Consider the following 12,568-nt stretch of genomic DNA (forward strand, 5'->3'; position numbering starts at 1 on the left):
AAAAAAGATTCGTTTCTTTATGTATAACTCTGCACAGCTTACCGAAATTGACCACTTTGCATCAGATAGTTCTATTAACGTAATGATTATCAACTCACAGGCATTCAATGCAAGAGGAAAAGATGCAAGAAGAATTTATATGAAATTGGATGAGTTTCGTTCTCGTCGTCCAATTGATATTATTGCAAAAACAAATCCTATCCTAATCATTGATGAGCCGCAATCTGTAGAGGGTAAGAAAACAAAAGAAAATTTAAAACAGTTTAATCCTTTAATGACTCTTCGTTATTCTGCAACTCACAAGTCAGATAGTATTTATAATATGATTTACCGTTTGGATGCTATGGAAGCCTACAACAAGCGTCTTGTTAAAAAAATTGCTGTTAAGGGGATTACAGAATCTGGTAGTAATGCAACTGAAAGTTATATTTACTTGGAAAGTATAAATCTTTCAAAGGCTGCACCTACAGCGACAATACAGTTTGATTTTAAAGGTGCAACTAGCATTAGAAAGATTACTCGTACTGTTTCGGAGGGTTATAACCTTTATGATAATTCTGGTCAGATGGAAGAGTACAAGTATGGATTTGTTGTTTCAAGAATTGATGGGCGTGATGATTCTGTAGAATTTATTAATGGTATTAAACTTTATGCAGGTGACGTAATTGGTAAGGTATCAGAAGATCAGCTTCGCCGTATTCAAATTAGAGAAACAATCCTTTCTCATATTCAAAGAGAAAGAGAATTGTTCTATAAAGGCATTAAAGTGCTTTCACTGTTCTTTATTGATGAGGTTGCTAAGTATAAGCAGTATGATGCAACTGGTCAGCCGATAAATGGTATTTATGCAGAGATGTTTGAAGAAGAATACAAGGATGTTATCAGTAATCTTCAAATTGGTATGGAAGAAGACGACTACATGAAGTATCTTTCTGCTATCTCTGAAGATAAGACACATGCTGGTTATTTCTCTATCGACAAAAAAGGAAAGATGATTGATAGTAAGGCAAATGAAAAGCGAGAAAACTCTAAAGAAAAAATGTCGAATGACGTTGATGCTTACGACCTTATTATGAAAAACAAAGAGCTTCTTCTTGATAGAAATCCGAAGAAGTCTCCAGTGCGTTTTATCTTCTCACATTCAGCACTTCGTGAAGGATGGGATAATCCTAATGTGTTTCAGATTTGTACTTTGAAGCAAAGCAGAAGTGATGTTCGCAAACGTCAGGAAGTAGGACGTGGTCTCCGTCTTTGTGTTAATCAAGATGGTGAACGTATGGATACAAATGTGCTCGGCAATGATGTACATAGCGTAAATGTGCTTACTGTAATTGCCAGTGAAAGCTATGATAGCTTTGCTAAAGGTCTTCAGAATGAAATCGCAGAAGCAATTTCTGACAGACCAAAGGCAGTTACTGCAGAATTGTTCATTGGTAAGGTAATCAAGGACGACAAGGGTAATGAACGGGTTATTGATGGTGATATAGGTAGAGCAATCCACTTTGATCTTATTGTTAATGGCTACATTGATAGGAAGGGTGTTCTTACTGATAAATATTATGAGGATAAGGCTAATGGTGAATTGAAGGTTGCTGAAGAAGTAGCTGATTCTGCAGTATCTGTTATTGAAATTGTTGATTCCATTTATGACGGCAGAGCTATAAAGCCTGAAAATGCTCGTAGTAATAATGTTGAACTTGAGGTTGATGAGAGTAAACTTGCTATGCCTGAGTTCAAGGCTTTGCGGGCAAAGATTAATTCTAAGTCTGTATATGTTGTTGATTTTGATACAGATGAATTGGTCAGAAAATCTATTGATTCATTAGATAGAAAACTTCGCGTTTCAAAGATTTATTTCAAGGTTGAAACCGGAGCTATGGAACAGATTAAATCAAAAGAAGACCTTGTGAGTGGTGAATCCTTTGTTAAGGAAAAATCTGCAAGCTACGGTAATGTGGTTGCTGCATATTCTAATGTTAAATATGACTTGATTGGAAAGCTTGTAGATGAGACTGGACTTACAAGAAAAGCTGTAATCCAGATTCTTCAGGGGATTCAGCCAGAAACCTTTAATCAGTTTAAGAACAATCCAGAAGAATTCATCATTAAGGCAGCAGCACTTATTAATGATGAAAAAGCAACTGCTATAATTGAACATATTACTTACGATGTTATGGATGATAAATATGGAACTGACGTATTTACTGATCCTACAATCAAAGGTCGCTTAGGTGTAAATGCAATGAAAGCAAAAAAGCATTTGTATGACCATATCGTTTATGATTCATCAAATGAGCAGGTGTTTGCTACTGAACTGGATACAAACACAAATGTAGCAGTATATGTTAAATTGCCAGACGGATTTTATATTTCAACTCCAGTTGGACATTATAATCCTGACTGGGCAATTGCATTTTATGAAGGAACCGTTAAGCACATTTATTTTGTTGCAGAGACAAAAGGTTCCATGGATTCAATGCAGCTTCGTTTAATCGAAGAATCAAAGATTCACTGTGCAAGAGAACACTTTAAGGCAATTAGCAATGGTGAGGTTATTTACGATGTTGTTGATAGCTACAAGACACTCCTTGATATGGTGACGAAGTGAGGAAGACTATTTATTCCAACAAAAATAGAAGTTAACAAACAAAGTGTGGAAGCATTACTTGGTAGTGGAAGAGTAAAACCCTTTGTTATTCCAGAATATCAACGCTCTTATGCTTGGACTGATGAACAGGTAGAAATGCTGTTTGAAGATTTATGAGAATTCATGGCTGCTAGTAGAGAAACTGAACGTGAAGGTTCATATTTCTTGGTAATATTGTTGCATATGAAAATAAAGATGGTGAGCAAGAAATAATTGATGGTTAGCTGCTTATTACGTCTTTATTCCTGTTGTTAAGAGATATTAACACAAAATTAGTTGTTAGTCCTGTAGCGGAACATAATTAATCAGCAAGTATTGAGCTACGTCTAGACAGTAGCATTGGCTACTGGGATTTATATATTATTGTAATTGATTATGCTAATTGTTTGTATCATCTTAATGTTATTATAATAGCTTCGTATAAAGCTATTATTAAAAAATATAATTGTATTAGGAGACGTATATATGGGACAAATTATTGAGTTTCCAAATGATAAAAAATCAAAGGATAAAATCCAAAAGCTTAAAAAAACCTTGGAAAATCTTGTTTTTGAAAGGGACAATCTTAAATATATAATTTGTGAAAATATAAAAACTGAATATATGCTTATTTTTGGAAGTCTTGAGTACAAAATCTATAAAGCTTATTGTAATTATCTTCGTTTGAAAAGAAAAAAAGATATGATTCAAGCGAAAAAGAATCGTCAAGAAAAAATAAATATGGAAGTTATCGATAAAAAGTTAGACTTAGAATTTACAGAATATAAGAAAAAATTAAATGAAAAAATTGAAGAAATTAATACTGCATTAAGGCGTTCAAAATCTGAAATATTATCTGATGATGATGAAAAACGCCTAAAAAAATTATATAAATTTATTGTAAAGAAATTACATCCAGACATAAATCTATCGATAACAAATTCTGAGAAAGAGTTATTTTATAATGCTACTGAATTTTATAAAAAAGGGGATCTCAAATCTTTACAAATTATTTTTGATATAGTTTGCAGTGAAGATATGAAAGATGATATAGGTTTGGCTGGTAAATCTTTGGAAGAAGAGGTAATAAGACTAACTGATTTAGTAAATCTAATTAAAAATGACATTGAATTAACTAAATCTATGCCTCCTTATACTTGGAGTATTTACGTTGAAGATGAGAAGAAAAAGTCAGAGAGGTTAAGTCAGTTAGAAAAAGATTTAAAGAGTTTTGATGATGCAGTACGAACGCAAGAAGAATATATAAATAATTTAATTAGGGATGAGATATGAATAATTTAGAAAAAAAAGATCAGAGAGGAATATTTTGAATAAGGAAGTAGGAATTGATTTACCAAAACCTTTTGAGCGTGATATTTATCTTTTTGATACTTATGTTGCTGGGACAACACATATTGAAGGAATTGAAAATATTTCATCTTATATAAAAGACGGAGACAAATTAGTTTTTTATCGTGAGCCAGAAAATGAACATGATCCTCAAGCTATTAGAGTAGAAACATTGAAAAAAGATAAAATCGGCTATGTTCCTCGTCAAGATAATATTATTTTCTCTAGACTTATGGATGCTGGAAAAATTCTTTTTGCTAAAGTTATTGATAAAGAAATACGAGGTAAATGGATTAAGATAAAAATCAAAATTTATCTTCATGAAAGTTAGGCTAATAAAGTATGTACTATAAAAATAAATGGATTTGGAATAATATATGTATAAGTGATATCAATGATATGAATTTTGAAATTTGCTCAGGAGAACACTGTTTTATTATTGGACATCATATAAAAGAAAAATATATATTAAAAGAGGCTATCAATAGACTTGTAACAGCAGGCTTTGATTATTTTAATATTTTTGGAGAACAAGCTGATTTATGGTCAGAAGTTATAATTACGAAAGAAAACCAAAAAAGACAAATACAAGTAGAGGTAAGTAAAATTGATAGGATGAGTATGTCTTATAACCTTGCTATGTTGGCGACTTTGAAACCGGAATCTACGAATTTTGTTATTTCTGATGATGAATATTTTACAGAGTATCTTATAGAAGATCTACATTATATATTCAGTGGAAAGTCTAAATTTACACCATTTGATTGGAAAAAATTTAAAGGTGGATATGAATTTATTTATCATAAAAAAGATGCTATTGTTAGTATATCAGATGATATAGCAATTGGATTTCTCAAAAAAGAAAAAATATTTAATAGCATAGATAAAGCGTTTAGATATAAACTTTTTGATGGTAAAAGTTTTAATGAGATTTGGGATGAGATTTCAAAAACATTATATTAAAAAATAATACAAATTAATGGGATTTTATTACTATTTTCTAAAAATAAATCATAAACTATTTAAAACTAGAATATCTGATATTTAAAACTTAGCTTTATCATCTGAGCATGCTAAATAAGAAAATTATGAAAGGTAATTTATATTTTAATTATAAACAAGAAAAAAACTATTTATCAATTTCTACTTATAATTTGATTTTTAATCAAATTATAAGTAGAAATTGAATAAAGAAATTATTTAAATATCTATAGAAAAAGATTTACATTTACTGACAAAATTAATCAGCAATATTTCCTTTAAGCTCGGGAGTATAGTCTCTATCATCTTTATTTTCTATAAATTTTTGGTAAGAATCTTCATCAATGATACATTCTATATTTCCAATCCATTTTATTATATTATTATTTGTAAATTTTCTTTTGAACCTATATAGACCATCGTTTATGTCTAATGATTTAACACCACCTAAATCATAATATCTTATATTATTTTCACAACAATATCTTATTTCTTCAGCATCTAAAAAATAAGATTGACCTAAATCAATATTAAGATTATCTGCGCCATATAGAGCTATCGCATAATCTTTGAATGTTATCAAAAAAGAACAAGACAAAAATTCGTTTTTGTATTTAACAAAAGTCATTCTTGCGTTATCTTTAAAGTTGTCATAAAGACGATAGTAATAATCTATAGGTCTATATGTTATACCTTTTCTTTCGCACATATCAGCAGTTATTTCGTGAAAAGTTTTAATGTCATCTCTATTTCCAACATATAGCTCCAAATCTTGTTTATAAGATTTCCTTACTTGTTTTCTTCCGTTTTTAGAAAAAGATTGGATGACATCTTCGAATTTTCTTCCATTAATATCTAACATCATTGAAAAAGGGAATTGAACATAAGAATACATTTTGTGACAAAATTCTATGCCATGTTTTTTATATTCATTTACAAGTTTTTCATCATATTCATAATTGGGATCAAATTTCACAAGAAATCCATTATTTTCCTTTGCAAAATTCTTGATTTCATTAATTAATTCTATATTTGTTTCTATATCATAAAGATCTGATACTGGTCCACGAGGGCAATAGAATAAATTTTTTTTTGCTTCTGAATTGTATATAGATAAAACTTGTGCGACAGCAATTATTTCATTATTTTTTTCTATATAAAAATAGTCACTATTCCATCCGTTTTTTATTAATGCCCAAATTTTATCTTGGTAAAAACTTGAAGATGGGTGATTATAAAAAAAATCCCAATATTTTTTTACTTTTTCTTTATCATTTACATTAAGGCGCATATATCCTCCGTATATTAACTCATTATATATAATAATAGCAGACATAATGTTGTTTTGCAATTGTAATTTATATTAATAATAAAAATTAACACATAATTAATATAATAATTATCTTATATTTATATCTATAAATAATTTACTATATTAAGATTTATATGTAAAACTTACGTAATGAAATAATATTTGACAATATATATATATATATAATTTTAATAGAATTATTATAGTCGAATAAGGGTGAAGTAAATGTTGAAAGATTTAGAAAAGATCGAATTTAAATATAATCCTCACAGAGAGATAAATATTGACATAGATGGATTAGAGGATAAAAAAATTTACCAGTTAATAGATTTGAAAGACTCGCTTAATACTAACCGATTTTCTACAGATTTTTTTAAATATTTAGCTCTTTTGGATCAGAGTATTATTTTTAATAAAATTGAGTATGTTAAGAACAATAATTTTGAAAAAATTATTTCAATGCCAATTGGTTTAAAAGATAAGCAAGTTAAAAGTTATATTGAATTAATCTCGACTATAGCAAATCTTAAACAACAAAATAAGGATTTAATATATTTATTATCTACTATAAGAATAAATGAAAATTCTGATTATAATAAAGCTTGTGTTTTTGGTTCTTCATTCACTTATACTGATGATAAACTTTTAAAGACAACTTTCTACTTTAAACTTAGGAAATCTTCATTAATGGATGATAACTATGTATATGATAATCAGTATTTTTTAGATAAACTTTATAGTTTTAACATTCAAAATTTAAATTGTATTTTAGATGATTTAAAAGAAGGTTTAGTTAATAACTATGTACCCGTGTTTTATGCTTAAAGAGTTTTATGGATTTTATAATGATAATAGAGAAATGACGACACATAGTGAGAGTCACAGCTGTTATTATCAGAGATCAAGCATTGCTTACATACAAAGTAGAAAATCAAAATATCTAGTTGGTGGAGCATTAAATGTTGAGTAATCAAGCAAATGTGAAATAATTTGTGAAGTGAAAAATAATTAGGGTGGAATTTATATTAAAAGATTTGATGTTTGTTGTCTAGAATCGACTTTACTATAAAGGGGAGCTACATTATATGATAGAATTTCATTATAGTATAGACGTGTTTGAAAAATTCCTAATTATATTTTAGATGGTATACCATATGAGTATAAATGGATTTAGATTTATAAAATAAGTCAATTTGATATAATATCTAAATTTTTAAAGAATAAATTAGCAAAACGGCACGTATGTATTAAGTATATCGATATTGGATAATAAAAGCAATCCTAGAAAATCTACAATCTGTGGATAAAATCGTGGAAATTTATGTAAAAAATAAAAACATCGATTTAGTATAAAAAAATAATTTGTAGATAAAATCTCAGATTTGTCATTTATAATAAGCCATAAATAATACTTCTCCTAAGTAAATCAATACGACACAATCAGAGCTGGAGTCGCAAAAGATACAGTAAAATATGTCATCGAAAACAAAAAACTAGACAACTTTGAAAGCGTTCATTCTATTATAGAAGAATCAAAAAACATCATAGGAAACTAACAAAAGAATACTTAGGATTCATACTATTTTGTACACAACGAAAAGGAATGATTCTAAAGTCGTCTATGGAATAATAAAATCAATCACACAAAAATTCGTCTAAATATCCTGTGACATATCAACACTAGCATGATATTTGAAGATACAAACTAAAAACGATATCGAGATTGGATATATTAAATTGATAAATATGTTTGTTAAGATAACGAATACAGAATCAATAGATTTGCTCGAAAGAATTTAATAAATAATTTATAAGACTTTTAAGGTTTTAAAAGGAACTTTAGAAGTCTTTTTATGTGAAAATTATTTTTTTTCGATAATTAATTTAAATTTATAACATAAGGGATATTATTCTGATAAGTTGTATAAGCTATTGCTATTTGTAATAATGCTTTGATAAAATGATATAATAAAAAATTAAAAGATTTTATGTATTATATCTAAGTGATTTATCAAATGTGTTTTAAAAATGATTTTTTATTTGAAGGAGTAAAATAAATGGTTAAGATTTATATTCCAAAATATGAAGACTTATGGTTTAGAGAAAAGCTACTATCTGATCCAGACACTATGTCTTATAATAATGCATGGGGAGGAACCATTGATTTTCCAGAATCCAAGTGGCAAATATGGTATCATTATTGGGTAGAAAATTCAGAGGGCAAAAGGCTTTATAGATATTTAATTGATGAAAATAATAATTTTGTTGGGGAGATAGCTTATCATTTAGATGAAATAGAGAATAGATATTTGGTAAATGTAATTATCTATTCAAAATATCGTGGAAATGGTTATGGACGTGAAGGTTTGAAACTGTTATGCTGTTTAGCAAAAAATAATGGTTTAAGAATTTTATATGATAGTGTAGCTTTGGATAATAGTGCTATAAATCTTTTTTTAGATTGTGGATTTACTGAAGATTACAGAACTAAAGATATTGTTATGCTTAAAAAAGATTTAGAGTAAATATATAGGGAGTTCTTAGGATTTGTTAATAATTTTAATGAAAATACTATTAATTTTTAACCATTAAGTTACGTATAAACTATATCATTATTAAGATAGTAGATTATAAAAGTAATGAAAAAGGATAATGATTATTCAAAAAAGGGTTTCTAGTCTAAATTCTAAACTGATGATATAATATAGAAAAGAGAAATATAACTATTGCTTATGCTAGATATTTAAATTTGCTTTTAGCAAAAAATTTATATATAAGGAAAACCTTTCTTATAAAAATATCTTGCAAATGATGGAAATTTTTGTATACATAAAACAAATGAGGATTTCCAAATCAAATACAATTAAGATAGGTATAAGATAGATGTTATCGAAGATATAATAAAATATTTATTCTGTCATAGTATTATTAAGTACAAAAAGGAGTTTTTATGAAAAGAAAAATACTAATAGTGCTAACTATATTATTAATTTTTTCTGCGTGTAATAAAAAAGACACAAAGGAAAATACAAAAGTTGATAATTCGAAAGTAGAAAGCATCCAAAAATCAGAAGAAACAAAGAAAGTAAAAAATATAAAAAAGGATGAGTATAAGAAAATATATGATGAGCTTGAGGGCAAAGAATTTTTCTATGCCTATCAAAGTCAAGAAGAAGTCATATATTTTTATAAAGATGGGTATTTTGATGGAGCCTTTAGAAGTGGAGATTATAACCAAGGTAAAGTTTCACTTTATAATGGGAAATTTGACATAAAAGAAAAACTTGATGAGACATCCTATCTTATAAGTTTAAGGAGGATAGATTATGAACTTCCTCTAGGAGAAAGTGAGATGAGAAATATTGAGGGTATGGACTTTACCCTAGAATATATAGAATCTAAAATGTATGGAAAAGATGACAAGGATAATTTATATATTCTTTATCTACCGCATAGAAAGCTTAATGACATAAAAGATCATGAAAGAAGTATTGCAAAAATTGATGATAAACATATAAAAGATGGAGAACTTAAAGTTTTTGCCATAGGAAAAAAAGATGCGAGCGAAGAAAATTTTATGGTTGAATATGTAAGATAGGAGTGACTTATGACAAAGAAAAAACTTATAATATTATTTATTTTAGGCCTTATATTTTTACCTATAAAAACTTATGGACAAGAAGATTTAATTTCTATAAAAGAAATAAGAGGCGAAAAAAATTATTTTTATGATAGAGTTTTTAAATCAAGATCTTCTATTGTAAGAGATTTTTCTAAAAGAAATAATAAGCCTACAGAAACTTACAGCAAAAATTTGGAAAATCAAGATCTTCTTAAAGATTTAATAGGTAAAGAACTTATTTTACAAGAAGAAGGGGGTAATTGGTTTACAAAAATACACTTTAGAGAAGAAGCGGGAACCTTTGATTTATCTTATAAATACGAAGATGAAAGCACTATTTATTTGACAAATGGTTTGGGTAAATTTGAAGTTAGTCAAAAAATAGATGATTTAACCTATAGTTTAAGACTTGTAGAATATACAAGTTTTGGCAACGAGCCATTTAGTTATGGAGATGAAAAAAAATATAAACTTGTTGAAGTTCCTTATGGTTTTCAAACAAATGATCATAGTGAAAATGAAATTTGTAGAGATTACACTCTTTATCTTCCTTTTAAGAAAAGAAATCAAATGGAAAATGCTGTAAATGAATGGATAGGATTTCCAAGCAGGACAAAATATATTGATGAAGATGAATCTAGAGTATATATTCTTGTAAATGATCAGTTGAAATTTCCTTTCATAGAAAATGTGGAATAAAATTAATTCATTTTTAAGATAACAGTAATATTTACTTTATTTATGTAAACGATTGACAAAAATAAAATTTGTATTATAATAAAAGTGTAAATAAAATAACACAATTCTTCAGGGCGGGGTGTGATTCCCCACCGGCGGTAAAGTCCGCGAGCTTTTTGCTGAATAGGTGAAATTCCTATACCGACAGTATAGTCTGGATGAGAGAAGATTTTTTGATTTTTCTTTTTGAAATAATTATAGTCCCTGAAATGGGACTTTTTCTTTTGCCTAGAATTGTGGAGGAGGCAAGATGAATGATAAAGATTATATGAGAAAGTGTTTTGAGCTTGCAAAAAAGGCGAGGGGAAAAACTTTAACTAATCCTCTTGTTGGTGCTGTGCTTGTAAAGAATAATGAAATTATTTCTACGGGTTATCATCATGAGTATGGGAAAACTCATGCGGAAGTTGATTGTTTTAATAATTTGAAAAGTGATTGTGATGGAGCAATTTTGTATGTAAATTTGGAACCTTGCTCTCATTGGGGCAAACAAGGTCCTTGTACTTTGGAAATTATTAAAAGAAATATTAAAAAAGTTATAATTTCAAATATTGATACTAATCCAAAGGTTGATGGTCTTAAAGTTTTAAAAGATAACAATATTGAAGTTGTTACGGGTTTGCTTGAAGATGAAGGAAAAAAATTAAATGAAAAATTTTTCTTCAATGTAAAATATAACAGACCTCTTATTGCATTAAAATTTGCTCAAACTTTAGATGGGAAAATTTCTTCTAATATTAATGATTCTAAGTGGATTTCTAATGAATCATCAAGAGCTTATGTTCATGAATTAAGAAGTGATTATGATGCAATAATTGTTGGAAAAAATACTTTGATTAAGGATGATCCATCTTTAAATTCAAGGATTGAAAACGGTGTTGATCCTGTAAGAATTATTGTGGACACTAATCTTGAAATTGAAAAAGATTATATGTCCTACAAGATTTTTAATTTAAAAAGTGATAAAAAAACTTATATAGCAACTTGCAAGGCCTCTAATAATCCTGATTTAAATATTATTAAATGTAAAATGAAAAACAACCATGTTGATTTAAATGATTTGGCAACTAAACTTTACCAAATGAAAATCGGTTCGATTTTGGTTGAGGGTGGCTCAAGTCTTAATTATGGATTTTTAGAAGAAGGCTTGGTTGATAAAATTTATGAATTTATTTCGCCTAAAATAATTAGTGGTTTTGATTCTAAATCTTCTTTTTATGGAAGGGGAGTAGATGAAATTAAGGAAGCTTATGAGTTTGAGCTTGAAGATGTGAAAAGATTTGATAATGATATTATGATTGAGGCTAAAAATGTTCACTGGAATATCTGAGGAAATGGGCAAGGTAATTTCTTTTAAAAAAATTAATGACCATGTTCAAATTGAAGTTCAGGCAAATATTGTTTTGGAAGATACAAAACTTGGAGATTCTATTATGACTGATGGGGTTTGCCTTACGGTGACAGAAATTACTGATAAAACTTACAAGGCGGATCTTATGAATGAAAGTTTAAAAATTACTAAATTTGATAGGTCAATTGTAAATAAAAATGTAAATCTTGAAAGAGCTTTGAGACTTTCTGATAGGCTTGATGGTCATATTGTTCAAGGTCATGTCGATGGAGTTGGTAAAATAAAAAACATAAATAAAAATGTTTATACAATTTCAGCAAGTCCAGAAATTTGCTCTTTGATTGTGAAAAAAGGCTCAGTTGCTCTTGATGGAATTTCTCTTACTGTTTCTGATGATAAAATTACAAGTTTTGAAGTATCACTTATTCCGGAAACAATAGAAAGAACAAATTTTAAATACAAAAAAATTGGCGATGAAATAAATATTGAAACTGATATTATAAATAGATTTATCCAAAAATCTATGGCAAATAAAAAAGAAGAAAGGTTGGATAAAAACTTTTTATTGGAAAATGGTTTTTAAAAAAT

At 28.0% G+C, this 12,568-nt stretch carries 12 protein-coding genes and 1 riboswitch; of the genes, 11 read left to right on the forward strand and 1 reads right to left on the reverse strand.

Going from position 1 to position 12,568, the window contains the following annotated elements:
* The 5 genes from HMPREF2852_RS01010 to HMPREF2852_RS01025 form a co-directional block, all read left to right on the forward strand.
* Positions 1-2,608, forward strand: a 2,608-nt coding sequence (locus HMPREF2852_RS01010; RefSeq protein ID WP_070605552.1) for a restriction endonuclease, incomplete at its 5' end; no start/stop codon positions are given.
* Positions 2,609-2,653: 45 nt separating this feature from the next.
* Positions 2,654-2,764, forward strand: coding sequence for a GmrSD restriction endonuclease domain-containing protein (locus HMPREF2852_RS10260; protein WP_019117778.1), 111 nt, complete (start codon positions 2,654-2,656; stop codon positions 2,762-2,764).
* A gap of 348 nt (positions 2,765-3,112) precedes the next feature.
* Positions 3,113-3,919: a molecular chaperone DnaJ gene (locus HMPREF2852_RS01015; RefSeq protein WP_070605271.1), complete on the forward strand. Its 807-nt coding sequence runs from the start codon at positions 3,113-3,115 to the stop codon at positions 3,917-3,919.
* 34 nt (positions 3,920-3,953) lie between these two features.
* Positions 3,954-4,307 carry an HIRAN domain-containing protein gene (locus HMPREF2852_RS01020; RefSeq protein ID WP_261667831.1) on the forward strand — a complete coding sequence of 118 codons (354 nt, stop codon included), beginning with the start codon at positions 3,954-3,956 and terminating at the stop codon, positions 4,305-4,307.
* Between the two features lie 68 nt (positions 4,308-4,375).
* Positions 4,376-4,939 (forward strand): hypothetical protein, encoded by a 564-nt coding sequence (locus tag HMPREF2852_RS01025; RefSeq protein WP_261667832.1) that lies wholly within the window; start codon positions 4,376-4,378, stop codon positions 4,937-4,939.
* A gap of 277 nt (positions 4,940-5,216) precedes the next feature.
* Here HMPREF2852_RS01025 and HMPREF2852_RS01030 read toward each other — a convergent pair whose 3' ends face one another.
* On the reverse strand, positions 5,217-6,248 hold the full coding sequence (locus HMPREF2852_RS01030) for a lipid II:glycine glycyltransferase FemX (protein ID WP_070605276.1): 1,032 nt from the start codon (positions 6,246-6,248) through the stop codon (positions 5,217-5,219).
* 246 nt (positions 6,249-6,494) lie between these two features.
* On the opposite strand from HMPREF2852_RS01030, the gene HMPREF2852_RS01035 reads away from it, so the two are divergent.
* The 6 genes from HMPREF2852_RS01035 (at position 6,495) to HMPREF2852_RS01060 (ending at position 12,563) form a co-directional block, all read left to right on the forward strand.
* Positions 6,495-7,094 carry a hypothetical protein gene (locus tag HMPREF2852_RS01035; protein WP_070605278.1) on the forward strand — a complete coding sequence of 200 codons (600 nt, stop codon included), beginning with the start codon at positions 6,495-6,497 and terminating at the stop codon, positions 7,092-7,094.
* Between the two features lie 1,232 nt (positions 7,095-8,326).
* Complete coding sequence (locus tag HMPREF2852_RS01040; protein WP_070605279.1) at positions 8,327-8,794, forward strand: GNAT family N-acetyltransferase; 468 nt, start codon at positions 8,327-8,329, stop codon at positions 8,792-8,794.
* A gap of 425 nt (positions 8,795-9,219) precedes the next feature.
* On the forward strand, positions 9,220-9,867 hold the full coding sequence (locus HMPREF2852_RS01045) for a hypothetical protein (RefSeq protein ID WP_070605282.1): 648 nt from the start codon (positions 9,220-9,222) through the stop codon (positions 9,865-9,867).
* A 9-nt stretch (positions 9,868-9,876) separates the two neighbouring features.
* The gene (locus HMPREF2852_RS01050) at positions 9,877-10,590 is read left to right on the forward strand and encodes a hypothetical protein (RefSeq protein ID WP_070605284.1); all 714 of its coding nucleotides are present in this window, start codon (positions 9,877-9,879) and stop codon (positions 10,588-10,590) included.
* Positions 10,591-10,690: 100 nt separating this feature from the next.
* Positions 10,691-10,803, forward strand: a riboswitch (FMN riboswitch).
* A gap of 76 nt (positions 10,804-10,879) precedes the next feature.
* Positions 10,880-11,959: a bifunctional diaminohydroxyphosphoribosylaminopyrimidine deaminase/5-amino-6-(5-phosphoribosylamino)uracil reductase RibD gene (gene ribD / locus HMPREF2852_RS01055; protein WP_070605287.1), complete on the forward strand. Its 1,080-nt coding sequence runs from the start codon at positions 10,880-10,882 to the stop codon at positions 11,957-11,959.
* Entirely contained in the window at positions 11,940-12,563 is a 624-nt protein-coding gene (locus tag HMPREF2852_RS01060; RefSeq protein WP_070605290.1) for a riboflavin synthase, read from the forward strand. Before ribD ends, HMPREF2852_RS01060 begins: the two co-directional genes overlap by 20 nt.
* Positions 12,564-12,568 lie beyond the last annotated feature (5 nt).

Origin of the sequence: Anaerococcus sp. HMSC065G05, assembly GCF_001812365.1 — a bacterium.
In the GTDB taxonomy this organism is placed as follows: Bacteria; Bacillota; Clostridia; order Tissierellales; family Peptoniphilaceae; genus Anaerococcus; species Anaerococcus vaginalis.

Coding starts and splice junctions, on each gene's coding strand:
- HMPREF2852_RS01015 (WP_070605271.1), top strand. CDS start 3,113: ATGGGACAAATTATTGAGTTTCCAAATGATAAAAAATCAAAGGATAAA.
- HMPREF2852_RS01035 (WP_070605278.1), top strand. CDS start 6,495: ATGTTGAAAGATTTAGAAAAGATCGAATTTAAATATAATCCTCACAGA.
- HMPREF2852_RS01060 (WP_070605290.1), top strand. CDS start 11,940: ATGTTCACTGGAATATCTGAGGAAATGGGCAAGGTAATTTCTTTTAAA.
- HMPREF2852_RS01025 (WP_261667832.1), top strand. CDS start 4,376: ATGAATTTTGAAATTTGCTCAGGAGAACACTGTTTTATTATTGGACAT.
- HMPREF2852_RS01040 (WP_070605279.1), top strand. CDS start 8,327: ATGGTTAAGATTTATATTCCAAAATATGAAGACTTATGGTTTAGAGAA.
- ribD (WP_070605287.1), top strand. CDS start 10,880: ATGAATGATAAAGATTATATGAGAAAGTGTTTTGAGCTTGCAAAAAAG.
- HMPREF2852_RS01045 (WP_070605282.1), top strand. CDS start 9,220: ATGAAAAGAAAAATACTAATAGTGCTAACTATATTATTAATTTTTTCT.
- HMPREF2852_RS01050 (WP_070605284.1), top strand. CDS start 9,877: ATGACAAAGAAAAAACTTATAATATTATTTATTTTAGGCCTTATATTT.
- HMPREF2852_RS01030 (WP_070605276.1), bottom strand. CDS start 6,248: ATGCGCCTTAATGTAAATGATAAAGAAAAAGTAAAAAAATATTGGGAT.